A 21,990-nucleotide genomic window follows, 5' to 3' on the forward strand; every position below is an offset into this window, starting at 1 on the left:
CATGCGCGGCTATTTCGCCATCGGATCGGAGCGGATTTCCAAACCGATGAATCTCGGCGCCCTGATGCGCACGGCCAATGCGTTCGGCGCCAGTTTCGTCTTTTCCATCAATGCCGAGCACCGGCTGAAGGCGGCCTATCAGGCCGATACATCCAAGACGGCCGGCCAGGTGCCCTATTATCAATGGGACAATGTGGACGAGATGCAGTTGCCGCGTGGCTGCCAGCTGGTCGGTGTGGAACTGACCGATGACGCCGTCATGCTGCCGACATTCCGGCACCCCCCTCAGGCGGCCTATATTCTGGGTCCGGAAAAAGGCGACCTGTCGCCGGACATTGTCGCACGCTGCGACCATGTGGTGAAAATTCCGACCAAATTCTGCATCAATGTCAGCCTGGCCGGTGCGCTGGTCATGTATGACCGCCACCTGTCCATGGGGGGCTATGCGCCGCGTCCCATCATGCCCGGCGGCACCGGCGGAGACGGCCGGCCCGGTTCCTACGTACCGGGCAAGGACCGCAAGTAATCAGCGGCCCAGCACCCGCTGGATCATGCCCATCACACCGGTAAAGCGAAGGCCGGAATCCCGCACCGCCAGGGCAAAGCACACATCTCCCGGATCCCCGACAGGCTGATGCGTGTCATCGGGGCCTTTCACCGCAAGGTCTCCGGGACCATAGCTGCCGCTCTCATCGGAAAAGCCGCCTGCCACAACCAGGGTGAACTCCATGCCACCATGTGTATGCCGTGGCACGCGGGCATTGGGCTGGATGCGGTACAATTCGACGTCGAGTTCGCTGCCCACATCCAGCTTCATGCGCCGGATGCCGGGGGCCGTTCCCTGCCAGCCAGCGGCGGCGAACGCGTCCTGGGCGGGGGTCCGCAACGGATCCGGCAGGTCAGCCAGTTCCCGGTCTTCCGGCTGGCGGGAGGCCGCCCGTCCCGTCTCGCCTTCAAGCTGTGCAATCAGGTCTAGGGCTCGGGTTGCCGCGCCGGCGGACATGCGGGCTGGTTCGGCCATTTCCAGCACCACACCGGAGATTGTCTCGCTGACCGCCAGGGCATGGCGCACATCTCCCCGCAGCATGCTCTGGGTTTCCAGCAGCAAGGCAAAGGCCGGATCGAGGCGTCCGGCAGCATACGCCGAATACAATTCACTGAATGCGGCATTCGCGGGACCGCTCATCGCATCGCGTCCGTGTTCGCGGGGCTCAGGCATCACCGTCTCCCTTCTCCAACTGCCCGCGCAATCGGCCGAAGGCCAGCCTTATGCGGGATTTCACCGTGCCCAGAGGCAAATTGAACCGGCTGGCAATCTCGGAATGCGACAGGCCCTCATAGAAGGCCGCCTGCAGCAATTCCAATTGTTCCGGGGGCAGTTTTTGCAATTCCGTACGGACCGTCTCTTCGATCTGGGCGCGGTCCAGCGCCACGTCCGGCTGTTCGATATCGGGCGGACGCAACATTGGCTCATCCGCATCCAGTTCGGGCCGCGAGGCCTGCCGGAACCGGTCGATCCGGCGGTTGCGCGCCACGCGAAACACCCAGGTCGAGACCGACGCCTGCTTGCGGTCATACATGCCCGCCTTGCGCCACACCGTGACCATCACATCCTGCGCGAGATCCTCCGCCTCGTTTTCGCTGGCCCCCAGCCGCAACAGATAGCTTTTCAGCCTCGGGGCATAAAAATCGAACAGCTCCGAAAACGACTCCCGACACTTGTTCGCGGCAATCCGCGCCATGCAGTCAGCATGATGGGCCCGCAACACAGGCGAGAGGGTCGTTGTTACAGTGTCGTTCACACGCAGGCTCTTAGTCTCGGCACGTCCGCAGTATCGGGCCGCCCGGTTCGGAAGGCAACCAGTGCAGTGAACACGCCCGTGTGAAGCTGCACGCCGCCAACCGCCGTAGTTTAGCCTTAACCCTGTTGTCTGTATCGTGCAGGGAAACTCCGCGCCAAGGGAAATATCTGGAAGATGCACGCACCGAGACTCAGCCGGAACTCATTGATCGCCATTGCGGTGTCTGCCGCACTGGCCGCACCGCTTGCCAGCGCCAGCCCCACCGCCATCGGGCGTTACAAGGACTGGTCGGTCTTCACCGATACCGCCAATGGCGAGACCATCTGCTATGCCGCAACACAGGCCACCGACAAGGCGCCACGCTCGGCCAATCATGGGGATGTCTGGTTTTATGTGACGAACTGGAAATCCGGCCGCGCCCGCAACCAGCCCAGCCTCAAGGTCGGATATGAACTGCGCGAGGATCTGGCCCCGAAAGCCAGTGTAGGCCGCTCATCCTGGACGCTGTTCGGCGTCGGTCGGGAAGCCTTTGCCGACGATTCCGACGATGCCCGCATCGTCTCTGCCCTGCGCAAGGGCCGGGAATTGCGGGTGGAGGCCGTCTCCAAGCGCAACACCCAGGTCGCCTATCACTTCTCCCTCAGCGGCTCGGCCGCGGCTATCGACAAGGCATCGGAAACCTGTCGCTAGCGGCCAAGGGCTGCATTCGGTCTCCCGAAACACGACAAGGCCAGCCGGACGCGTGCCCGGCTGGCCTTGCAACCTGACGGGGTCAGGTCAGTTCGAACTCGCCTAGTAGCTTTCCTGCGTGATCGGCGTCAGGATGATTTCGACCCGGCGATTGGCTGCGCGGCCTTCGGCCGTTGCATTGTCGGCGATCGGCTGGGTTTCACCCATGCCCACAGCGGCGAGACGCACCGGGGTCACGCCCTGGTTCACCAGATAGGAACGCACTGATTCCGCACGGCGCTGGGACAGCTCCATATTGTAGTCGTCCGGACCGTCGGAGCTTGCATGGCCGATAATGTCCACGGCGGTTGACGGGTAATCGACCAGCGTTGCGGCGACGTCGTTGAGGGCGCTGTAGAAATTCGGCTGGATCGTCGCACTGTTCACCGAAAACGTGATGTTGGACGGCATGGTCAGGGCAATCTGGTCGCCCTGGCGCTCGACGCCGATACCGGTACCGGCCGTCTGTTCACGCAGCTGACGCTCCTGCTTGTCCATATAGTCGCCGACAGCAGCGCCTGCGATTGCGCCGACCGCAGCGCCGATTGCAGCATTGCGGCCATCATCGCCACCTGCCAGCGTGCCTGCGCCCGCACCGAGGATTGCGCCAACACCGGCGCCGGTCAGGACCCGTTGGCTGGGCCCGGTTTCGCAAGCCGGAAGGGCGATCAGGGGAAGCGCGAGCAGCGCATAGGAAAGACGTTTCATTTCATCAGCTCCTTTGACAAAGGACAGCCCGGAATTGGGCACGCATATCAACGCGTGGCGCAGTCTTTCCGTTCCTTCGGTGACAAAACAATGGCGCAGGCCATTAACTCCCCGTAATGTTGGCCCTGCAGCGAGCAATTCCTTGAACGGCTTCAGCATGTTATAGGCGGCCGATCATGAAAACCGCACTCGACCTCACCCGGCGCCCCGACGCTGTGTCCCCTGCCCCCCGTTCGCTGGCCGGCATGTCCCTGCCCGCCCTGAAAGCGGAGATGGAAGCCCTCGGACTCGAACCGAAGAAAGCCGGCATGCGCGCCAAGCAGCTGCGCCGCTGGCTGCACCATTTCGGGTCGCAGGATTTCGGCGCCATGACCGACATCGCCAAGGACCTGCGGGCGAAACTGGACGAAACCTTCGTGCTGACCCGACCGGAAATCACGGACCATCAGGTCTCGCGCGACGGCACACAGAAATGGCTCACCCGGTTCGGCCCCGGTGTTGAAGGCGAAAGCGTCTTCATCCCGGATGTGGGCAAGGCCGGTGCATTGTGCGTGTCCAGCCAGGTCGGCTGCACACTGAACTGCACCTTCTGCCACACCGGCACACAGAAACTGGTGCGAAACCTGACCGCCCAGGAGATCGTCGCCCAGATCCTGATCGCGCGCGACGGGCTCGGCGAATGGCCCACCTCGACCGAGAACCGCAAGCTCACGAACATCGTCTTCATGGGCATGGGCGAACCGCTCTACAATCTCGACAATGTGGCCGAGGCCATCGACACGATTTCGGATGGGGACGGCATTGCCATCGGGCGCCGCCGGATCACCGTTTCGACCGCCGGGGTTGCGCCGAAGATTCCGGAACTGGGTCACCGCACCAGCGCCGCCCTCGCCATCTCCCTGCACGCCACACATGACGACCTGCGCAACGAGATTGTGCCGATCAACCGCAAGTATGACCTGCAGACCCTGTTCGAAGCCATCCGCGCCTATCCGGATCTCGGCAATTCGAAACGGGTGACCTTCGAATATGTCATGCTCAAGGGCGTGAATGACAGCCTGGCCGAAGCCCGCGATCTCGTCCGCCTGCTGAAAGGCGTGCCGTCCAAGATCAATCTCATTCCGTTCAACCCCTGGCCGGGCAGCCCGTATGAGTGTTCCGACTGGGAGACCATCGAGGAATTCGCCGAAGTGCTGAACCGGGCCGGCTATGCGTCCCCGATCCGTACGCCGCGCGGCCGCGACATTCTCGCCGCCTGCGGACAATTGCGCTCGGAAAGCGTCAAGAAGTCCGCCGCAGAGAAACGCCGCGAAGCCCTGGCTGAAGAGACACCCGGTACGACCTGAACTCAGGCTGTCTGAGCGGAAGAAGCAGATCGCTGGAGCAGCGCCAGGAACGCTTCATGTTCAGGCAATTCGTGCCGGGCCTTGTCCACAAGGGGACTGATGTCCGGAATATCCGGTTTGCCCGGAACCAGTCCGGCGACATAGTTCATCCCATGAAGGATGAACTCGTAGCTGTCCCGCGCGAACAAGCGATCAGCCCCGGGAAAGTCGAACTGGGTAGGGGCCCGGTGCCGCCAGAGTTCAAGCCGGTCCCTCAAATCATCAACAATGGCATCCTCTGCAGTCGCTGCCCGCCAGAACGGCGTGTCGCGACGGGTGGAAATCACATAGTGCAAATTCAGGAAACCCAGTATCTCCTCGTACAGGTCAGTCATGATCCTGTTGTAGTACCGCACCGTCGCATGCGGCGCGGTGGCAAAATCCTCCAACATGCTGGCAATCGCCAGACCTGCAAATTCGATCAGATACAGACCAGAGGATTCGAGGGGTTCCAGAAATCCGTCCGCCAGTCCCACGGCCACGCAATTACCTCTCCAGCTGTGCACACGCTTGCCACTCGTGAACCGGATGTGCCGGGCCTCAAGCGACTCGCTGTGCGGGCCTTCAAACTGCCGAAGCGCGGTTTCGGCCGCGTCCGCGTCCAGGAACTGGCTGGAATAAACATAGCCGATACCCCGTCGGCTCTGCAGGTTGATGTCCCATTGCCAGCCGGACTCTCGTGCTGTGGCCTTCGTATAGGTCAGAATGCGGTCGGGCCGGTACACCTCATAGGGGACACGCATCGTTACGGCGCGATCACACAACAGGTATTTGGCATAGGATTGCAGGGGCACATCCAGCGCGTCGCCGAGCAGAATCGACCGGAAACCCGTACAGTCGACAAACAGATCCGCAGTCAGGATCTCGCCCTGGTCTGTTTCGACAGAACCGATCAATCCTTCCGGTGAAACATTCACCCGTGCGATGTTGGCCAGGCGGTGTTCGATTCCCCGTTCGCGTCCGAATGTCGAAAGACGGGCAGCCAGCTTGATGGCATCGAGATGATACGCATAGGGAAAGCTTCCCTGATACTGTGGATGTCGAGGAGATTTCGGCGCGATGTTGTGGTCCGCCAGCCGGGTCAGTGCGGAAAAGTGCCGGTCGAAGGCCAGGCCATTCCCTGCCCCCCATGCCCCAGCCGCGCGGTCCGTCTGGGGCCGGGCCCGCCGGTCGAAGGGATGATCATAGGATTCACCAGGGTTCCAGTCATTGAAGCGTATCAGTGTCTTGAAGGTCGCTTCGGCCGAGGTCAGGAAATCCTGTTCCGGCAAACCGATATCCTTCAACGTTCGCCGGATGGTCGGCACCGTTGCTTCCCCAACACCGATGGTCGGAATGTCCGGGGACTCCACGAGCAGAATCCGGGTCGGCCTGCCTGCTCTCCGGCAGTGCGCATTCAGCAGGTTTGCCGTGATCCAGCCAGCGCTGCCGCCGCCCGCAACCAGAACTGTCTGAACCATGTCCTGTTCCCTGCTCGCCTCCATAACGCGGCATACTCGGCAGGATGTCCCGGCCGGTCAATCCGGCAGCGCAGCCCCCGCCCCGTTCAGTCGGCCTTGAGGGCGGCGATGCGGGCCTGCGCGTCTGCCAGAATGTCGGCAACCGTCTTGCGCGTTTCTCCGTCATTCGGGGCTGACCGCACTGTGTCCCGCACCGTATGGCGCAGCCGGTGCATCGCGCCGCGCACGTCATGCGGGTCGTCCGGGCGGTCACTCTCCTGCAGATCGGCCAGTCGCGCTTCGATGGCGGCCACCGTCTCGGCGGCGGCCTCCCTTTGCTCACGGCCCGCCTCGGTCAGGCGGAACAGGCGGCGTTGGCCATCCATGTCCGCGTCTACCCAGCCCAGATCCAGCAGCGCTTCCAGCGCCGGATAGATCACTCCCGGACTGGGCACATAGGCCCCGCCCGTGCGGCCTTCGATCTCGCGGATCAGATCATAGCCATGGCGCGGCTCTCCGGAGACAAGCTCCAGGATCAGCAGGCGCAGATCCCCATGATTCAGCGGACGGCGCCGACCGCCACGGGGCCCCTGCCCCCGTCCTCGTCCATGTCCGTGCCGCATCCTGAACCGTCTCCCGTGCAAACGCTCTGAATCCCCGTCGCCCCGGCCCGCGCCGCCGCGAAATCCCATGTCCTTGTGTCGATATGTCATTTTGTATCCTTTCGATATATCTGAATCGCATATATTTTCGATATATCGAAAAATCAAGTTTCGTACTATCTAAAATCTTCAGGCAATCATCGCGCCGATTTGCGCAAAGCCTTAACGGGACCTCTCCGCCCATCAATCAATTCGATCGAATTGCAGAGGGCCGCTTAACCGGGATCGGGCACACTGCCGATTGGTCCCGGACATGAGAACAAGGGGTGGGTGTCGATGGATTATGCGCAATCAGCCAGGCCGGCAGCAGGCCTGTCCGTACTCACCGACCGGCTCGGAGCGCGCCCCTGGGTGGTCACCGTCTTCTTCTCGGCTGCGCTGATCTTCCTTGTCCAGCCCATGTACGCCAAGATGACAACGCCGCTGATGGGCGGCGCGCCGGCAGTCTGGAACGTCTCGCTGGTCTGTTTTCAGGCGGCGCTCTTGGGCGGCTATGCCTATGCGCACCTGTTGGGGCGGCTGAACTCCCTGCGCCTGCAGGTCGCCATTCATGCCACCCTGCTGGCGCTCGCCGCCCTGGCGCTGCCCCTGTCGATTTCCGGCCTGTTCGGCGCGCCGGACCCACAGCATCCCGCCTTGTGGCTGACCGGCACCTTTCTCGTCTCGATCGCGCCGCCCTTTGCCATCCTGTCGGCCACCGCCCCCCTGATCCAGCACTGGTATGCGCGCTCCGGCCGGCCGGATGCGGAGGATCCCTACCATCTCTATTCCGCGTCGAATGCCGGGTCGCTGCTGGGACTGGTCGCCTATCCGCTCATGATGGAGCCCTTCTCGACGCTCGGCGCACAATCCCTGCTCTGGAGCGGAGGCTATGGCCTGGTCGCGCTCCTGCTGGTCACCTGCGGGCTGCTCGTGCTCAGCCACCATCGCCGCACCGTCCCTGACGCGGCTACCGCGCCCGCAATGTCAGGTCCCGCATCGATCAGCTGGAAGGAAAAGGGCTATTGGCTGCTCCTGTCGGCCATCCCGTCCGGCCTGTTGCTGGCGACCACATCCCACATCTCCACCGACATTGCCTCTGCCCCCTTCCTGTGGGCACCGCCGCTGATCGCCTACATCGCCACCTTCATCATCGTTTTCGCAAAGCGGCCGCTGATCTCGCCTGCTATGGCCGACAAGTCGCTGCTGTTTGCTGTCGCCGCTGCCCTTTTGATGCTGAACGTCCCGGTCTTCAATTCCCAGATCGTGGTGCTCGGCCTGATCATCCATATCGGCGCGCTTTTCCTCGCCGCGCTCAGCCTGCATGGCGCCCTGGTCGCGCGTCGCCCGGCGGCGAGCGGCCTGACCGAATTCTATCTCCTCATGTCGCTCGGCGGTGTGCTTGGCTCAGCCTTTGTCGCCCTGCTGGCTCCGGTCCTGTTCAATGACATCCACGAATATCCGCTTCTGCTTGGCGCGGCGCTGCTGCTCAGCCCGCCCTTTCTCGGCAAGGGCGTCCGGCTCACCCTGGATCGCCGTACCCTGACCATCGGGGCCGGCATCCTGCTTGCCATCGGTGCCATCTGGTCCACCTTCGCCCTGCTGCGGGCAGACGCGGATGGCAGCATGGTCACGCGCCGCGGCTTCTTCGGCGTCGTGAAGGTCTACTCGCCCGCCGGCACGGACCTGACCCTCATGCAACATGGCAACACGATCCATGGCGCCCAGATCCGCAGCCAGACAGACCGCCCCACCCCGCTGGCCTATTACAATGCCGCCACGCCCATCGGGCAGGCCTTCACGCAGCTGGCCGGCACTGCCCGCACAGTGGGCGTCGTCGGCCTCGGGGCGGGCGGCGTGGCCTGCCATGCCGGGCCCGGACAGGATTTCACCTATTACGAAATTGATCCGATTGTCGTCGACATGGCCACCAATCCGGACCATTTCACCTTTCTCTCCAGCTGCACGCCGGACGCCCGCATCATCCTGGGCGATGCCCGCATCACGCTGGCCGACGCAGCGCCCCGTCAATTCGACCTGCTGCTGCTGGACGCGTTCTCCTCAGACGCCATTCCCGTCCACCTGTTGACCCGCGAAGCCATGCAGCTCTATCTGTCGCGCCTTGCCGAAGACGGCGTGCTCGTCTTCCATATCTCGAACCGTCATATCGACCTCGTGCCCGTGCTGGCGCGGATCGGCGCAGCGGAAGGCGCGGCCATGCGCCATCAATTCTACGTTCCCACACCGGATGAGGCCGCCAGCGGCGTCCAGCCCACCAATGTGATGATGTTTGCGAAACATGCCGGGGCGCTGACCCCCTTCGACGCGGATGCGCGCTGGCAACCGGTCACGGCTGACGCCCGGCGTCCCTGGACCGACGATTATTCGAACCTTGTCGGGGCGATGATCGAAACCCATCGCGCCAAATGAACTTGGCCATGGCGCCGGTCTCGCCACACGTCTAGTCTTCGACCATGCGCCTGATCCTCTCCGTCCTGTTGTGTCTTACGCTGCTGCAGGCCTGTGCCCAGGCGGAGACCCCCTCCCCCTGCGCGCCAGTCCTGCACCTGAATCAGCCCTATACGGTCTGCTCCTTTCCGCCGGATGCACAGGCACGACTCTGGCTGTCCCATCCTGACGGGGCACCGTTCGGGCAATTCGACCGGCTGGCCGCGCATCTGGAGTCTCGGCAGGAAACGCTCCTCTTCGCCATGAATGGCGGCATGTATCATCAGGATCGCCGACCGGTTGGACTGTATGTCGAACAGGGCAGCCAGACAGCGCCGCTGGTCACGCGTGCCGGCCCAGGAAATTTCGGCATGCTGCCGAATGGCGTGTTCTGGATCGATGCAGACGGCACCCCGCACGTCACCGAATCCCTGGCCTATGAAAGCCTGGCGCCCGACCCGACATTTGCTACCCAGTCCGGCCCGATGCTGGTAATTGAAGGCAAGCTGCACCCGAACTTCAACGCCGACGGGCCCAGCCGCAAGCGCCGCAATGGCGTCGGGGTCGCCACCGATGGCACGCTGCATTTCGCGATCAGCGACGTGCCGGTCAACTTTCACAGTTTCGCCACCCTGTTCCGGGACGAACTGGACACGCCGAACGCCCTGTTTCTGGACGGGGTGGTCTCCAAGCTCTATGCGCCGGACCTCGGGCGTAACGAGACCGGGCTCGACATGGGCCCGATCGTGGGCGTCACCATTCCATCGGAAAGCGACTGACCCCTCCGCCGGGACGTGCTAGGATTTCCAGGCAGTCGCGAACGGAGCCCGGCATGCTGTCCAGCACGATCCTTCTCCTGTTTGGCCTCTATGCCATGGCGGCCGGAGCGGGCCTTCTGACAGACCCGCTGCGCATGGCCCGGCTGATTGATGATCTCGAAGCCAGCCCTGCGGTCGGGTATCTGTGCGGCGCTGTCATGATCTTCGGGGCTGGCGGAACCTTGTCTGTCCAGAATGGTTTCTCCAGCATCGCGGACGGGCTGGCGACCCTGCTTGTGGCCGGGGCGCTGATCGAGGGCCTGCTGCTGGTGGCATGGCCCAAGCCTCTCTGGGCGCTCGCCCACTGGATGATGCCGGACGATGACCATCTGCGCGGGTTCGGCATTGTCTCCATCGCCATTGGCGCAGTTGTCTTCGCCATCGGGGCGCTCTAGCTCTGTCGCGCAGGACAGGATGAAAGGAATTGCCATGTCGGCTGGCCCGGTCACGCTTTACGGATTGAAGAATTGCGACACATGCAAGAAGGCATTGAAGGCGCTGGACGCGGCAGACCGCGAAACCGCCTTTGTGGACATTCGCAGCGAAGCCGATCTTGACCGTCTGGTTCCGGCCTGGCTGAAGGCAGTCGGGCCCGAGACGCTGGTCAATCGCCGGTCCACGACCTGGCGCAGCCTGTCCGAGGCTGAGAAGTCGGGCGCTCTCGGTGACGAGGCCGCCGACCTGTTGAAAGCCAATCCGACCCTCATCAAACGCCCCGTCATCGATACCGGCGCCGAAATCCTCGTTGGCTGGGACAGCGGCACACAGCAGGCACTGGCACGGTGACGCTCGAAGAGTACAACGCCTTCTGTGATGGCCTCGGCCAGACCGAACATGTCGTGCAATGGGGTGGCTCGCATGTCTGGAAGATCGGGAACAAGGTCTTTGCCATCGGGACGCCCGACGGGGACCAATTGGCCGCCTGTACGTTCAAGGTCCGCCCGATCTCCTTTCACATCCTGAAGGAACAGCCCGGATGCCAGGGCGCCCCCTATCTCGCCTCGCGCGGCATGAAATGGATCCAGCGCTTTTCGGATGAAACGCTCTCCGACGACGATCTGAAGGAATATCTCACAGAATCCTTCCGCCTGATTGGCATGGCGCTCAGCAAGAAGAAACAACGCGAGCTCGGCCTGATCGACTAGGACCGTACCGGACGGCATGTCGCATTGGCAGGGCGGCCTGCAATCGGCATGCGCGCAGGACAGGAGTTGCCCCATGTCCACCGCGTTTACAATCCTTGTCCCCGCCATGTTCAACGGACCGCCCGGCTCGGCCAATGGCGGCGTCTCCGCGGGCCTCGCCGCCAGCCGGATTGACGGTCCGGCAGAAGTATCGCTGCGCGCGCCCCCTCCTCTGGACATGCCCATGCAGGGCGTGCCGACCGCCGACGGATATGACGTCCGTCACGACGGGCAAATCGTCATGCAGGTTCGCCCCGGCGCGCCGCTCGCTCCGCCTCCGGCTGCCCCCGGTTACGAGATCGCGAAATCCGGCCCGGACCATTTCCCGCCAGTTGAAACCCACGCTTTTCCCGGCTGCTATGTCTGTGGACCGGCCCGCACCGAAGACGGGCTCTGCCTGTTCACGGGCCGGCCCGATAACTATGACGGCGTGACCGATGTCTGGACGCCGGAGGCCAGCCTGGCAGGCGATGATGGGCTGATCCGTCCCGAAATCCTCTGGGCGGCGCTGGATTGTCCGGGCGCATTCGCGATCGGGTTTCAGGACAATCCCATGGTTCTGGCCCGCATCACCGCCCAGATCCACGACCGGCCGGCCCCGGGAGACGAACTGATCGTCGCCGGATGGTCCCTGTTTGATGATGGACGCAAGCATGGCGCAGCCACTGCGCTGTTCACGCGCGATGGACGGCTGCTCGCCCAGTCGGAACAATTGTGGATCGAACTGAAACAGGAAGCCGCCTGACCGCTCAGCGACGGCGCCGCGGGTTCAGGTAGAGGTTGCGTTCCTGCGTGTCCAGCTGGCGCACAGCCCGCCCGATATGCAGCTGCTCCACCTCTTTCGCCACATGCCTGCGCGCAGATCCGTTGAATTTCAGCAGGGCACAGAATATCTGCAAGACAGCTTCCAGCTTGGCATAGCTCTCCGCCGCATCCAGCTTCACGATCCAGGACCCACCCAGATTGATGATCCGGTGGTCCAGGCTGCCGATCTTCCGGCCCCGATCGTCATACAGGCTATAGTCCGCACCGATGCCGATCACGTTCCGGCGCAGGCGGTAGAAACGCGGGCCGTTCTTCGTATCGATGAAGAAGGAGAATTTCTCCGGAAACAGGGGCCATTTGTGGGCCGATCGCTCCAGCTGGATAATCTGGTCATGGCGGCTGATATTCACTGAATAGGCCGGAACCGGGACACCCTTGGCCCCGATGCTCAACTGCAGGGAACGCCCCATCAGAAGCTCGGCCGTCCCGCGCCAATGCATGCCCTCGGAGAACAGTTTCAGCACCAGACGGCGCTTCATGCCCTCCTCGGTTTTCCACATTTCCTTGCGATAGGCCAGGATGCCGGTCCGCTCCCGGCCATCCTTCACCTGGCCGAAGATTTCCATATCCTTGGTGAACTGGTCAGACGCGGCCTCATGCTGGGTCCGCTTCATGATGCCGATCTCGGTCGGATTCAGATCCGTCGCCCAGAGGTCCACCTTGAACGTCTTGTACTTCGTCTTCGCCTTCGTCTCTTCAGCCGGGCCGAATGTCGCCGTGAAAGCCATGGGGGCAGGTCTCCGTCATCGGGTTCTTGCCAAACATTGCGATTCGGAGTCGCCATAGGGTTAACAAACTGCCCTCTGGCATTAATCAGCTGCTATTTTTCCGCAGTCCGGCGTCAGGCGAGCAGGTCTTCCAGCCGGATCAGGGCGCTGGCCCAGCCCTCCTGCGCTTCCTCCCGCAGGGTTGATCCATCCAGCGCCACCGTCTGCAGTGTCACGACGAGGCGGGTGCCATCCCCCTCCGGCAGGAATTCGGCTGTTACGAGGCACGCCCCTTCCAGGGCCTCCATCGACGCGATGATCTCCGTATAGACAATGCGTTTGTCCGGCACGATGTCGTGATACCGCCCGCGCACCACGGCGACGGCCTCGCCGCCGGCCAGGCAGGTCGTCACATCTTCTCCGCCCACGGTAAAGTCGGCGGCATCAATGCGCATGTCGATCTCGTCCGAGGGAGAGCCCCAGACCTTGCGCTGCTCCGGATCGGCCCAGGCGGCGAAGACGCGGGCTGGTGGGGCAGACAGCCCCTTCTCGAGCGTGGCGGTGCCATGCTGGGCGGTGTGATGGGTCATGTCAGGTATCCTTCTCGGGATCGTGTGTGTTCAGGAAATCATCCAGCCGGTCGAGCCGCGCCGCCCAGACCTGTTCATGTTGCCGGATCCAGGATCGCAGCTCGGCCAGCCGCGCCGCCTCAAGCCTGCAGAGCCGCACGCGCCCCTGCTTGCGGCTGGACACCAGTCCGCCCGCCTCCAGCACTTTCAGATGCTGCAGGAAGGTCGGCAGGGCCATGTCATAGGGCTCGGCCAGCTTTGACACCGGCGCCTCGCCCAGCGCCAGCTGCGCCAGCACGCCGCGCCGCGTCGCATCGCCCAATGCCTGAAAGGCGCGGTCGAGGGCGGCAGGGTCGGAAGAGAAATGGTTAGGCATATGGCTACCTATCCCGGACTGCGCGATCCCGTCAAGACACTTAGGCAATCACCTACCTTTTGTCGCCACCTCGCCTCTTTCCTTCCGCCTCCAACCCGCCTATTCTTCCCGCATCCGAGGGGCGCGTCTGGTAAGCGCTGAGATTGGGCTGATGCCGCCCGAGCACCCTTTGAACCTGATCCGGCTAATACCGGCGCAAGGGACGGGAGTGAGCGCGTGGAATATATACGACTTCAGTATCGGGATCCCGTCTTCGCAACGCCGGAAGAGCGGTGGTTCGAGCTGAATCAAAACGCTGCAGTGAAGCGCACAATCCACATTTGCGATACACACGCCGTCAACAACAGCATTGCCATCCAGTCCAACCGACAGTCGGCTTTTGCCGATTGGGCCTACGACTCCGCCGATCCCTGCCTGTTCGCCAACAGATACGCGTCCTCGGCAGACCTTGTGCAGGAATGGGCCCGGAAAGGTTTCGTCCAGCTGCCCGCCACAGCCGCCGACTTCAACAAGACATTCATGTCCGCCACACCGGCCATCTAAGGAATAGCCCCATGAACAAGCCCGCCGATCAAAGCCAGTTCGAGACCCCCAACGTCACCACCGGCCCCCTGCCCGCCAGCCGCAAGGTCTATTCCCATCCCGCCGATGCGCCGGACATCGCCGTGCCGCACCGCGAGATTGACCTTCACCCCTCCGCGAACGAGCCTGCCGTGCCGGTCTATGACACGTCCGGCCCCTATACCGATCCGTCGGTCACCATCGATGTCGAGAAAGGCCTCGCCCGCGACCGGCGCGCCTGGGTGCTGGAGCGTGGCGGCGTCGAGGAATATGACGGCCGCGATGTGAAACCGGAAGACAATGGCGGCGCCACCGGCAAATACCTTGCCCGCGAATTCCCGGTAAAGCACCGGCCTCTTAAGGCGATTGATTTTGACCCCACAAGCAACGCGCAGGCGCAGCGGCCCGGAGCCGAAGGCGACGGAACAGCCGCGAGCAAATCAAAAAACCTCGTTACGCAATACGAATTCGCCAAGGCCGGCATCATCACGAAAGAGATGATCTATGTCGCCACGCGCGAGAACATTGGCCGCGCGAAAGCCGCCGAGGGCGCCGCGGAACAGATCGCACAGGGCGAGAGCTTCGGCGCGCATATCCCGGAATACATCACGCCGGAATTCGTCCGTCAGGAAATCGCTGCCGGCCGCGCCATCATCCCGGCCAATATCAACCATGCCGAGCTGGAGCCGCAGATCATCGGCCGGAACTTCCTTGTGAAGATCAATGCCAATATCGGCAATTCCGCCGTCGCCTCATCGGTTGAGGAAGAAGTCGACAAGATGGTCTGGGCCATTCGCTGGGGCGCCGACAATGTGATGGATCTCTCCACCGGCCGCAACATCCACAACACGCGCGAATGGATCATCCGCAACTCCCCCGTCCCGATTGGCACGGTGCCGATCTATCAGGCGCTGGAAAAGGTGAACGGCATTGCCGAAGACCTCACCTGGGAAGTCTATCGCGACACGCTGATCGAACAGTGCGAACAGGGCGTCGACTATTTCACCATCCATGCCGGCGTCCGCCTCGCCTATATCCACCTGACCGCAGACCGTGTCTGCGGCATCGTCTCGCGCGGTGGCTCGATCATGGCGAAATGGATGCTGGCCCACCACAAGGAAAGCTTCCTCTACGAACATTTCGAGGAGATCTGCGACATCATGCGCGCCTATGATGTCTCCTTTTCCCTCGGCGACGGCCTGCGCCCCGGCGCGATTGCAGACGCCAATGACGCCGCCCAGTTCGCAGAGCTGGAAACCCTTGGCGAGCTGACAAAGGTCGCCTGGGACAAGGGCTGCCAGGTCATGATCGAGGGGCCGGGCCATGTGCCCATGCACAAGATCAAGGTGAACATGGAAAAGCAGCTGCGCGAATGCGGCGAGGCCCCCTTCTATACGCTCGGCCCCCTCACCACAGACATCGCGCCCGGCTATGACCATATCACCTCCGGCATCGGCGCGGCGATGATCGGCTGGTATGGCACGGCCATGCTCTGCTATGTGACGCCCAAGGAGCATCTGGGCCTGCCGGACCGTGACGATGTGAAAGTCGGCGTTGTCACCTACAAGCTCGCCGCCCACGCGGCAGACCTCGCCAAGGGCCACCCCGCCGCGCAGATCCGCGACGATGCGCTTTCCCGCGCCCGATTCGAATTCCGCTGGGAAGACCAGTTCAACCTCTCCCTCGACCCCGAAACCGCCCGAGACTTCCACGACCAGACCCTGCCCAAGGACGCCCACAAGGTCGCCCATTTCTGCTCCATGTGCGGCCCGAAATTCTGCAGCATGAAAATTACCGCGGAGGTCCGGGAATATGCGGCGGGCATGAGCGAGAATGAGCGACTGGACCTAGAGAAGCAGGCGGCGGAGGCGAAAAAGGGGATGGAAGAGAAGAGCGCCGAGTATGAGGCAATGGGACGCCAACTATACATTGAGACAACGTAGTCGCCTTGCTACGTTCGAACGGGCCCTAGAATGAAGCCTTTTCACTCCGGAAACTGCGCTTATAGCCCTCATCTTCCCCCGCGAGCTAGAAGCCATATATATTGTCGATATGAGCTCACTGATGGAAGCGCTGTCTTCCCTTCAGAAGGGTTACTTTCGCAAGAAATCGAGGCAATCACTTTCTTAGTCCTTTGGATCGTTTGCGGAATTACACCTTAAGTGTAAGATTGGAATTCCTTTAGGTTCTGATTGAAAAGCTCAAGATGGAAAATTTGAAGCCCTTTTTTCTGGATTTGCTCACCAACTCCCTCTTTTGGGTGGTAACTATCGGAGGTCTAACGGTATTCGCTACTCTAATCGCCCCAAGATTAGGCTCTAGAGGTAAGCTTGGGTACGAGGTTATAAGCCTTATTGGTCTTCGCCTGTCCAGAAGCCATGAAAAAGTGTCCGTGCAGTACACGGTAGATGGCAATCAAGTACATGAAGATATCTACGTGGCGGAGTTGAAGATCAAGAATATCGGCACGCGAGATATATCGCAGGACCGATTTCTAAGTCCTGTCACTTTTCATTTCCCCGATTTTTGCGAAATTCTATCTATTGACTGCTCAGGAGCCGCCGACGTTCAAGTACGCACGCTTGGCAAAGAGAAAGTTTGCGCGGAGTGGTCTCTGCTAAAGCGCGGAGAAAGCATATCCATCTCTGCCGTTTGTATGGTTCCAAAATCTGAAACACTTGATCGTAAGAACATCAACTTCGAGGCTAGATTGGTTGACGTCGATGACAAGCCGATGACGCGTCCGATACTTGCTCCTCTGGCCGTCGCTTATGTTGTTCTATTTACAATCTTGGGAAGCTCTCTGTTTCTGGACAACGGAGTGCAGTCAAGCATCTATTTTCAAGGAGAACACGCCTCGGGTGGCGTCTTGTTTCGTCCGAAGTCTAATAAATTCAAAGTCTGTACCGAACGCTCCTCTATCTTTACATTTCGAGATTGCGAGGAACTACCTATCACCAATGCATCTTTGTCAAATATGACCCTTCAAGAGACGGTTGTAGGAATCGATAGAGGTCTATTTCTCGCCGTTGTCATTGGCACCTTCATATACCTGATTCCTCCATTTCTAATGCTGAAGTTTAGAGACAGAAGGAAATTCCGCTCAGTGCTGCGCAGGCTGTTTATGATCGATGGTCCTCGAAGTTCTTCTGAACAGTAAGTTCGGCACAATGAGAATATCAGCAAAGCGATGCCTTGGATCGCCATAGTAATGCGATGCTCCGCATTGCTGTAGGGTGGGTTGAGCGGAGCGATAGCCACCATCCGGCCTCACCGCAAATATCGCACGGTGGATATCGGCGTTGCGTGGGCCCATCCTACCTCCGCACATTTCCGCCAGAGCCGCTATTGCCACCCCCTTCGCACAAAGTCTTGGCGAGTCATGACCCGCCCTATGGGTTCCCGCATTGCCTCCCCCCACCTCCAACGCTAAGCCCTCGCCCCATGACAGACACACCCTCCACCTTATCCCGCCTCGACGAGCTTGAAATGCGTGCGGTCCATCAGGATTAGACGATCGAGGACCTCAACGCGGCCATCACGGCGCAGTGGACGCTGATCGAGCGGCCGTACAGCAAAATCAGATCGCACACCCGCCCGCTTTAGCCGTCCAGCCAGGCTTTCACGGCGTCATGGTTTTCCTCGCAGCTGTCGAGCATCATCGTGTCGCGGCGGGCGGGGGTGGTGCTCAGGCGTTCGACCAGCCCCGCATCGCCGCAGCGGCCACAGACCTTGGCGGTGTTGCAGATCTGCTCGCGCTTTACCCAGTTGGGCTCTGACGGGTCGACCGGGCAACCCATGCGGGCCTCGGCCTGGCGGCAATAAGCGGCTTTGGCCGGCAGGGCTGCGGCGCGGCCGGAATAGTCAGGCGCAGCCGGAACCGGCGCCGCCGTGCCGGTCTGGGCGAAGCGGTATTTCGCGTCGCATTCCGCCTGCATCTGCGCGACCGCTTCGGCGGCAAGGCCGGTCGAGTTCTGGACCGTGCGCGCGCTCATCGCGCAGGTGCGGAAGCAGTCCATCGCGCCAGCGATTTTCCCGCCCTGTGCCTTGCACTCGCGGCTCTTGGCCGACATGTCGACGCGGGCCGCCTCATACTCCCTGATCTGCGCACTCGCGGATGAAACAGTTGAAACTGCCAGAAGGATAAGGACCGCGAAAACGACAAATCGAATGATCATGAGAGCTCCTGCATCAAGGACGTGTCTCTGTTTATCATAACGCGCCAGTCCACCCGCGCAACCAAAGCCCCTCTTGCAAGGTCCGCTTTGTTGTATTGCCTCCCCCCACCGCCCCCGCTAATCCCTCCGCCATGTCAGACACACCCGACACCGCCTCCCGACTCGACGAGCTTGAAATGCGCGCTGTCCATCAGGAGCAGACGATTGAGGACCTCAACGCGGCCATCACGGCGCAATGGAAGCTGATCGAGCGGCTGGAGCGGCAGGTGGCGCGCCTTGCCGAGCGCGTGGCGGATGCCGAACAGTCCGCCGGCCAGGCCGCCCCCGTGGACCGGCCGCCCCCGCATTATTAGCGTAACCCGCCACGCCCTCCACGTCTCAACCTTGTCATCCCGGAATTTGCGGCAGCAAATATCCGGGACCCAGCAGCATGGGTGTTTTTCGGCAGGATGGGTCCCGGATAAGCGCTGCGCGCTTTCCGGGATGACAAACTTCCCTCTCTCCGTATCTCCGGCGCTGCGAAGGGATGAAGCGAATGCACTGCATTCGCCCCGCAGCAGGCCCAAGCGTGGGGCGCAGGGCACCTGAGTCCCCTGCGGCTGGCTCCGCGCTCTAATGGCGGGAGACCCCGGCATCCGCCGGGGATCCGGTGTTGATGGCAATCGACGCCCCCCTTGCCGCGCCCCCAAAGCCGCCTAGACTGCGTCCCATCCATCAAGGGGAGGATGCATCATGGCCCGGCTTTCCATTTTCACGGCAGCACTCATCGCAGCGACACTGGCCGCACCATCGGCGCAGGCCGGCCCGGACGAGTATCTCGGCGAGATCCTGACCGTCGGCTTCAATTTCTGCCCGCGCGGCACGCTGGAGGCGGATGGCCGCCTGCTGCCGATTTCTCAGAATTCGGCGCTCTTCTCCCTGCTCGGCACCATGTATGGCGGGGATGGGCGCACCACATTTGCCCTGCCCGATCTGCGCGGACGGGTGGTCGTCGGCGCGGGCCAGGGCCCCGGCCTGACCGACCGCCGGCAAGGCGAGCGTGGCGGCACCGAATCCGACATTGCTGGCCCGGCACTGGCGCATGATGGCGCAGCAGACCCGCTGGGCGACTCCGCCGCCGGAAACAACATGCCGCCTTATCTCGCGCTGAAACACTGCGTCGTGACGCAAGGCATCTTCCCGTCCCGGAACTGATCCGGCCTCAGGCCGGCGGCGGCGTGAACGGGCCAAACCCGGCCGACAGGCGCTGGCGGCGAAAACGCAGATCCAGCCGGGCGCGGTCCAGCGCAAAGCGCACGCCATTATGGCTCGCATCCGCTGTGTTCAGGGCCCGCACATCATGCAGCATGCCCCAGCCCGGCAAATGCCAGGCCCGCACGGGGGCGTGATCGGCATCCAGTTCAACAAGGCAGCAATCCGATTGCGCCCGGTTCTCGCGCGAATTCACCTCGCTCAGCCCCACAAAGATGCGGTCTCCGAGGCGGCAATAGCCGCGTGTCCAGGCCCCGTCTGAAATCATCCGTCGGCGGCCATCCTGCCAGACCAGCGCGCCCTCATCGGAACTGCACACGCCCGGCACGCCATCGTCCAGCCAGACATTGTGCGTGCCGCGCCCGAGGCGCATCTGCCGTTTCAGCTGCCGCCCGGCCCGGTCGAACTCGGCCACCCAGGGCTTTGGCCGCTTGCCTGCCAGCCAGAGCGACTCGCCCGCCGCCAACAGGGAATTGACATGATACTCGTCCGGCGCCCCCGCCCGCGCGGGCAAGGGCCGCCATTCGGTCCAGCGCCGGTCGGACAGGTCCAGAATGGCGATCGTGTCATCATAGGTGGAGGTGACATACAGGCTGCGCCCCGCCACCAGGATCTGGTGCAGGTCGCGGATCGGCGCGCCGCGCGGGGCCAGCACATTCTTCAGGCGCAGGGCCCGGTCATAGACCAGGACAACATTCTGCTGCACGGACTGGTCACTGCCATAGGCGGCCTGCCGGGCCCCGATGAACAGGCGGTCCTCGGTAAAGCTGATGCCGTAATAGACACCCTTGCCGCTGTCGATCTGCCAGCAATCGCCCGTATCCGGATCAAGTGCCCAGACGGCCAGCGTGGAGGTGAATATCAGCATGGCGCGCGCTGGCCCGACCCGGTCATGACCCCCTCTTCCCAGGCCCCGGCCTGATCTCCGTTCCGCCCCTTCTAGGAGAAACCCCCGCCCCCATCAATCGTCCCCTTTCTCCGCATCTCCGGCGTACGCCGGAGTCTCCCTCGGCTGGCTCCGCGCTCTAACGGCAGGAGACCCCGGCATCCGCCGGGGACACGGTGTTGGGGGATGGAGAACATGCTCTCCCCCCGCAGGCCCCTGCGAAGGCAGGGGCCCATCTCCTGCTTCCTCCTCAAGCGCTTCAGGCGATGGCGGGAGATGGATACCTGCCTGCGCAGGTATCTCCGGACCAGCTGAATCCGGCGCACAGCCCCTCATGCGATGATGGTCATCTGCCCTTCCGGGAGCCGGATCAGGTACCGTTCTGGTCGGAGAGGCAGGGACAGGATGGGCCTTGCGGGAGACAGACGGTCCCGCCGGGCCCTAGGCAGGTCAGGCCAGGGTGAGCCTGCGAAAGCAGGTCGGGCTGTCGAGGAACAGAAATCGTGCCAGTGGCACGATTTCCCGAGACAGGCCTCGTCCAGAGCCCTGCGCTTGCGCTTGGGCCTGCTCCGGGCAATCGCAGTGCGATTGCTTTTCCTCCGCAGCCGGTAACGAAGACCCGGGACCATGGGCCCCCATGAGGGTGTCCCGCCGAAACCCCTGTCCGGCGCGGCGGGCGGTAACGCTCCATTCCGTAGCCTTTTCATTTCCAGGCGGAGCGCCACGGCGCCCGCCGCGCCGTGGCTCTGCTGGGGCCGCCTATGAGATCCCCGGATGGCGCGCGCCAGTCCGGCCAAATGTGCAGGAGGAATCGAAAATGAACACCGCACCTCTTCTCCTCCCCCGCTTGCGGGGGAGGTGGCAGGCGGCGCAGCCGGCTGACGGAGGGGGGACTCCGGACCCCCAGCACCAGCCCCCTCCGCCTCGCGAGGCTCGGCACCTCCCCCGCTTGCGAGGGAGGCGTGCCCTCATCTGCCTCCGGCATCCGCAGCGTCCCGGATATTTGCTCACGCAAATTCCGGGATGACGGGAACGGGAAGGGACCGCGCCTCCTGGCTATCGCACGGGGGCGGTGTCAGATCGCGTTCAGGCGGCCGACCTGCGCGGGTTCTTGTCCCCGCGCAGGCCAGCGGCCTCTTCACACCAGCGATCCTGGCCCGTGGCCTCGCACAGCGCCGCGCACAGGGCAGCGCGCAATTCGGCCCGGCGGGCTTCCAGCTTCTCCCGGTCGCGCAGATCCGGCGCATCAATGCTGGTCTCGGCTTCGGCCAGCATTTGGGTGATGTCCTCGAAGGCCCGCGCCATCTGCTCGAAGGCCTCGTCTGTCGAGGTCAGTTCAAAGATTTCAGGCACGGCGTCCGGAAATTCACCGGCAAGTCCAGCAAAGGAATACGTCATCGGATTGGTCCCACTACAATCGATTGCATTGTTACGTAACACCGCTCGGTTGAAATGTCTTCCCCTAATTTGAGCAAGCTGTTGC

The 21,990-nt window shown here is 62.5% G+C and carries 25 protein-coding genes and 1 riboswitch; of the genes, 14 read left to right on the forward strand and 11 right to left on the reverse strand.

What is annotated here, in order from left to right:
• The first annotated feature begins 1 nt into the window (after nucleotide 1).
• Nucleotides 2-526, forward strand: a complete 525-nt coding sequence (locus HF955_RS04785; RefSeq protein WP_291078332.1) for an RNA methyltransferase — start codon at nucleotides 2-4, stop codon at nucleotides 524-526.
• Here the strand turns inward: HF955_RS04785 and HF955_RS04790 are convergent, their stop codons facing one another.
• Together HF955_RS04790 and HF955_RS04795 are read right to left on the reverse strand one after the other, a co-directional pair.
• A complete protein-coding gene (locus HF955_RS04790) occupies nucleotides 527-1,219 on the reverse strand; it encodes a cupin domain-containing protein (RefSeq protein ID WP_291078334.1) in 693 nt (230 codons plus the stop codon).
• Complete coding sequence (locus HF955_RS04795; protein WP_291078336.1) at nucleotides 1,212-1,802, reverse strand: sigma-70 family RNA polymerase sigma factor; 591 nt, start codon at nucleotides 1,800-1,802, stop codon at nucleotides 1,212-1,214. Before HF955_RS04795 ends, HF955_RS04790 begins: the two co-directional genes overlap by 8 nt.
• Before the next feature lie 174 nt (nucleotides 1,803-1,976).
• Here HF955_RS04795 and HF955_RS04800 point away from each other — a divergent pair, with 174 nt between their 5' ends.
• Complete coding sequence (locus HF955_RS04800; RefSeq protein ID WP_291078337.1) at nucleotides 1,977-2,492, forward strand: invasion associated locus B family protein; 516 nt, start codon at nucleotides 1,977-1,979, stop codon at nucleotides 2,490-2,492.
• A gap of 102 nt (nucleotides 2,493-2,594) precedes the next feature.
• Here HF955_RS04800 and HF955_RS04805 read toward each other — a convergent pair whose 3' ends face one another.
• On the reverse strand, nucleotides 2,595-3,239 hold the full coding sequence (locus tag HF955_RS04805) for an OmpA family protein (RefSeq protein ID WP_027839085.1): 645 nt from the start codon (nucleotides 3,237-3,239) through the stop codon (nucleotides 2,595-2,597).
• A 176-nt stretch (nucleotides 3,240-3,415) separates the two neighbouring features.
• On the opposite strand from HF955_RS04805, the gene rlmN reads away from it, so the two are divergent.
• A complete protein-coding gene (gene rlmN, locus HF955_RS04810) occupies nucleotides 3,416-4,585 on the forward strand; it encodes a 23S rRNA (adenine(2503)-C(2))-methyltransferase RlmN (protein ID WP_291078340.1) in 1,170 nt (389 codons plus the stop codon).
• Between the two features lie 2 nt (nucleotides 4,586-4,587).
• On the opposite strand, the gene HF955_RS04815 is transcribed toward rlmN, so the two are convergent.
• Together HF955_RS04815 and HF955_RS04820 are read right to left on the reverse strand one after the other, a co-directional pair.
• The gene (locus HF955_RS04815; RefSeq protein WP_291078342.1) at nucleotides 4,588-6,084 is read right to left on the reverse strand and encodes a tryptophan halogenase family protein; all 1,497 of its coding nucleotides are present in this window, start codon (nucleotides 6,082-6,084) and stop codon (nucleotides 4,588-4,590) included.
• Between the two features lie 86 nt (nucleotides 6,085-6,170).
• On the reverse strand, nucleotides 6,171-6,776 hold the full coding sequence (locus HF955_RS04820) for a PadR family transcriptional regulator (RefSeq protein WP_291078343.1): 606 nt from the start codon (nucleotides 6,774-6,776) through the stop codon (nucleotides 6,171-6,173).
• A gap of 225 nt (nucleotides 6,777-7,001) precedes the next feature.
• Between HF955_RS04820 and HF955_RS04825 the strand changes: the two genes are divergently transcribed.
• From HF955_RS04825 to HF955_RS04850, 6 genes are all read left to right on the forward strand, one after another.
• The gene (locus tag HF955_RS04825) at nucleotides 7,002-9,134 is read left to right on the forward strand and encodes a spermidine synthase (RefSeq protein ID WP_291078345.1); all 2,133 of its coding nucleotides are present in this window, start codon (nucleotides 7,002-7,004) and stop codon (nucleotides 9,132-9,134) included.
• 44 nt (nucleotides 9,135-9,178) lie between these two features.
• Nucleotides 9,179-9,931, forward strand: coding sequence for a phosphodiester glycosidase family protein (locus tag HF955_RS04830; protein ID WP_291078347.1), 753 nt, complete (start codon nucleotides 9,179-9,181; stop codon nucleotides 9,929-9,931).
• Between the two features lie 53 nt (nucleotides 9,932-9,984).
• A complete protein-coding gene (locus tag HF955_RS04835; RefSeq protein ID WP_027839090.1) occupies nucleotides 9,985-10,365 on the forward strand; it encodes a DUF2065 family protein in 381 nt (126 codons plus the stop codon).
• A gap of 34 nt (nucleotides 10,366-10,399) precedes the next feature.
• On the forward strand, nucleotides 10,400-10,756 hold the full coding sequence (locus HF955_RS04840; protein ID WP_291078352.1) for an ArsC/Spx/MgsR family protein: 357 nt from the start codon (nucleotides 10,400-10,402) through the stop codon (nucleotides 10,754-10,756).
• Nucleotides 10,753-11,115 (forward strand): MmcQ/YjbR family DNA-binding protein, encoded by a 363-nt coding sequence (locus tag HF955_RS04845; protein WP_253065367.1) that lies wholly within the window; start codon nucleotides 10,753-10,755, stop codon nucleotides 11,113-11,115. The genes HF955_RS04840 and HF955_RS04845 overlap by 4 nt, the downstream gene beginning before the upstream one ends.
• Nucleotides 11,116-11,188: 73 nt before the next feature.
• The gene (locus tag HF955_RS04850) at nucleotides 11,189-11,899 is read left to right on the forward strand and encodes a hypothetical protein (protein WP_291078353.1); all 711 of its coding nucleotides are present in this window, start codon (nucleotides 11,189-11,191) and stop codon (nucleotides 11,897-11,899) included.
• A gap of 4 nt (nucleotides 11,900-11,903) precedes the next feature.
• On the opposite strand, the gene HF955_RS04855 is transcribed toward HF955_RS04850, so the two are convergent.
• From HF955_RS04855 to HF955_RS04865, 3 genes are all read right to left on the reverse strand, one after another.
• Complete coding sequence (locus HF955_RS04855) at nucleotides 11,904-12,707, reverse strand: hypothetical protein (protein ID WP_291078355.1); 804 nt, start codon at nucleotides 12,705-12,707, stop codon at nucleotides 11,904-11,906.
• 113 nt (nucleotides 12,708-12,820) lie between these two features.
• Nucleotides 12,821-13,276, reverse strand: coding sequence for an SRPBCC domain-containing protein (locus tag HF955_RS04860; protein WP_291078357.1), 456 nt, complete (start codon nucleotides 13,274-13,276; stop codon nucleotides 12,821-12,823).
• Nucleotide 13,277: 1 nt separating this feature from the next.
• Nucleotides 13,278-13,631 (reverse strand): helix-turn-helix transcriptional regulator, encoded by a 354-nt coding sequence (locus HF955_RS04865; RefSeq protein ID WP_291078359.1) that lies wholly within the window; start codon nucleotides 13,629-13,631, stop codon nucleotides 13,278-13,280.
• 107 nt (nucleotides 13,632-13,738) lie between these two features.
• Nucleotides 13,739-13,851: riboswitch (TPP riboswitch) on the forward strand.
• On the opposite strand from HF955_RS04865, the gene HF955_RS04870 reads away from it, so the two are divergent.
• From HF955_RS04870 to HF955_RS04880, 3 genes are all read left to right on the forward strand, one after another.
• Nucleotides 13,848-14,174 (forward strand): hypothetical protein, encoded by a 327-nt coding sequence (locus tag HF955_RS04870; protein WP_291078360.1) that lies wholly within the window; start codon nucleotides 13,848-13,850, stop codon nucleotides 14,172-14,174. It overlaps the preceding riboswitch by 4 nt.
• 11 nt (nucleotides 14,175-14,185) lie before the next feature.
• Nucleotides 14,186-16,135, forward strand: a complete 1,950-nt coding sequence (thiC, locus tag HF955_RS04875; protein WP_291078362.1) for a phosphomethylpyrimidine synthase ThiC — start codon at nucleotides 14,186-14,188, stop codon at nucleotides 16,133-16,135.
• Between the two features lie 263 nt (nucleotides 16,136-16,398).
• Nucleotides 16,399-17,352, forward strand: a complete 954-nt coding sequence (locus HF955_RS04880; RefSeq protein WP_291078364.1) for a hypothetical protein — start codon at nucleotides 16,399-16,401, stop codon at nucleotides 17,350-17,352.
• Nucleotides 17,353-17,794: 442 nt separating this feature from the next.
• Here HF955_RS04880 and HF955_RS04885 read toward each other — a convergent pair whose 3' ends face one another.
• Entirely contained in the window at nucleotides 17,795-18,370 is a 576-nt protein-coding gene (locus HF955_RS04885; RefSeq protein WP_291078365.1) for a hypothetical protein, read from the reverse strand.
• Nucleotides 18,371-18,501: 131 nt separating this feature from the next.
• Between HF955_RS04885 and HF955_RS04890 the strand changes: the two genes are divergently transcribed.
• A complete protein-coding gene (locus HF955_RS04890; RefSeq protein WP_291078366.1) occupies nucleotides 18,502-18,723 on the forward strand; it encodes a SlyX family protein in 222 nt (73 codons plus the stop codon).
• Between the two features lie 379 nt (nucleotides 18,724-19,102).
• On the forward strand, nucleotides 19,103-19,564 hold the full coding sequence (locus tag HF955_RS04895) for a phage tail protein (RefSeq protein WP_291078368.1): 462 nt from the start codon (nucleotides 19,103-19,105) through the stop codon (nucleotides 19,562-19,564).
• Between the two features lie 7 nt (nucleotides 19,565-19,571).
• On the opposite strand, the gene HF955_RS04900 is transcribed toward HF955_RS04895, so the two are convergent.
• Entirely contained in the window at nucleotides 19,572-20,489 is a 918-nt protein-coding gene (locus tag HF955_RS04900; RefSeq protein ID WP_291078370.1) for a hypothetical protein, read from the reverse strand.
• 1,104 nt (nucleotides 20,490-21,593) lie between these two features.
• Nucleotides 21,594-21,905 carry a hypothetical protein gene (locus HF955_RS04905; protein WP_291078372.1) on the reverse strand — a complete coding sequence of 104 codons (312 nt, stop codon included), beginning with the start codon at nucleotides 21,903-21,905 and terminating at the stop codon, nucleotides 21,594-21,596.
• Between the last annotated feature and the right edge of the window lie 85 nt (nucleotides 21,906-21,990).

Source organism: Hyphomonas sp. (assembly GCF_017792385.1).
Lineage (GTDB): Bacteria > Pseudomonadota > Alphaproteobacteria > Caulobacterales > Hyphomonadaceae > Hyphomonas.

What these genes read in the sequence shown, in the direction of transcription:
- HF955_RS04840 (WP_291078352.1), top strand. Translation starts at nt 10,400, where the DNA reads ATGTCGGCTGGCCCGGTCACGCTTTACGGATTGAAGAATTGCGACACA.
- HF955_RS04815 (WP_291078342.1), bottom strand. Translation starts at nt 6,084, where the DNA reads ATGGTTCAGACAGTTCTGGTTGCGGGCGGCGGCAGCGCTGGCTGGATC.
- HF955_RS04825 (WP_291078345.1), top strand. Translation starts at nt 7,002, where the DNA reads ATGGATTATGCGCAATCAGCCAGGCCGGCAGCAGGCCTGTCCGTACTC.
- HF955_RS04830 (WP_291078347.1), top strand. Translation starts at nt 9,179, where the DNA reads ATGCGCCTGATCCTCTCCGTCCTGTTGTGTCTTACGCTGCTGCAGGCC.
- HF955_RS04860 (WP_291078357.1), bottom strand. Translation starts at nt 13,276, where the DNA reads ATGACCCATCACACCGCCCAGCATGGCACCGCCACGCTCGAGAAGGGG.
- HF955_RS04850 (WP_291078353.1), top strand. Translation starts at nt 11,189, where the DNA reads ATGTCCACCGCGTTTACAATCCTTGTCCCCGCCATGTTCAACGGACCG.
- HF955_RS04835 (WP_027839090.1), top strand. Translation starts at nt 9,985, where the DNA reads ATGCTGTCCAGCACGATCCTTCTCCTGTTTGGCCTCTATGCCATGGCG.
- HF955_RS04820 (WP_291078343.1), bottom strand. Translation starts at nt 6,776, where the DNA reads ATGACATATCGACACAAGGACATGGGATTTCGCGGCGGCGCGGGCCGG.
- HF955_RS04855 (WP_291078355.1), bottom strand. Translation starts at nt 12,707, where the DNA reads ATGGCTTTCACGGCGACATTCGGCCCGGCTGAAGAGACGAAGGCGAAG.
- HF955_RS04905 (WP_291078372.1), bottom strand. Translation starts at nt 21,905, where the DNA reads ATGACGTATTCCTTTGCTGGACTTGCCGGTGAATTTCCGGACGCCGTG.
- HF955_RS04865 (WP_291078359.1), bottom strand. Translation starts at nt 13,631, where the DNA reads ATGCCTAACCATTTCTCTTCCGACCCTGCCGCCCTCGACCGCGCCTTT.
- rlmN (WP_291078340.1), top strand. Translation starts at nt 3,416, where the DNA reads ATGAAAACCGCACTCGACCTCACCCGGCGCCCCGACGCTGTGTCCCCT.
- HF955_RS04890 (WP_291078366.1), top strand. Translation starts at nt 18,502, where the DNA reads ATGTCAGACACACCCGACACCGCCTCCCGACTCGACGAGCTTGAAATG.
- HF955_RS04805 (WP_027839085.1), bottom strand. Translation starts at nt 3,239, where the DNA reads ATGAAACGTCTTTCCTATGCGCTGCTCGCGCTTCCCCTGATCGCCCTT.
- HF955_RS04885 (WP_291078365.1), bottom strand. Translation starts at nt 18,370, where the DNA reads ATGATCATTCGATTTGTCGTTTTCGCGGTCCTTATCCTTCTGGCAGTT.
- HF955_RS04880 (WP_291078364.1), top strand. Translation starts at nt 16,399, where the DNA reads ATGGAAAATTTGAAGCCCTTTTTTCTGGATTTGCTCACCAACTCCCTC.
- HF955_RS04790 (WP_291078334.1), bottom strand. Translation starts at nt 1,219, where the DNA reads ATGCCTGAGCCCCGCGAACACGGACGCGATGCGATGAGCGGTCCCGCG.
- HF955_RS04800 (WP_291078337.1), top strand. Translation starts at nt 1,977, where the DNA reads ATGCACGCACCGAGACTCAGCCGGAACTCATTGATCGCCATTGCGGTG.
- HF955_RS04785 (WP_291078332.1), top strand. Translation starts at nt 2, where the DNA reads ATGCGCGGCTATTTCGCCATCGGATCGGAGCGGATTTCCAAACCGATG.
- HF955_RS04895 (WP_291078368.1), top strand. Translation starts at nt 19,103, where the DNA reads ATGGCCCGGCTTTCCATTTTCACGGCAGCACTCATCGCAGCGACACTG.
- HF955_RS04900 (WP_291078370.1), bottom strand. Translation starts at nt 20,489, where the DNA reads ATGCTGATATTCACCTCCACGCTGGCCGTCTGGGCACTTGATCCGGAT.
- thiC (WP_291078362.1), top strand. Translation starts at nt 14,186, where the DNA reads ATGAACAAGCCCGCCGATCAAAGCCAGTTCGAGACCCCCAACGTCACC.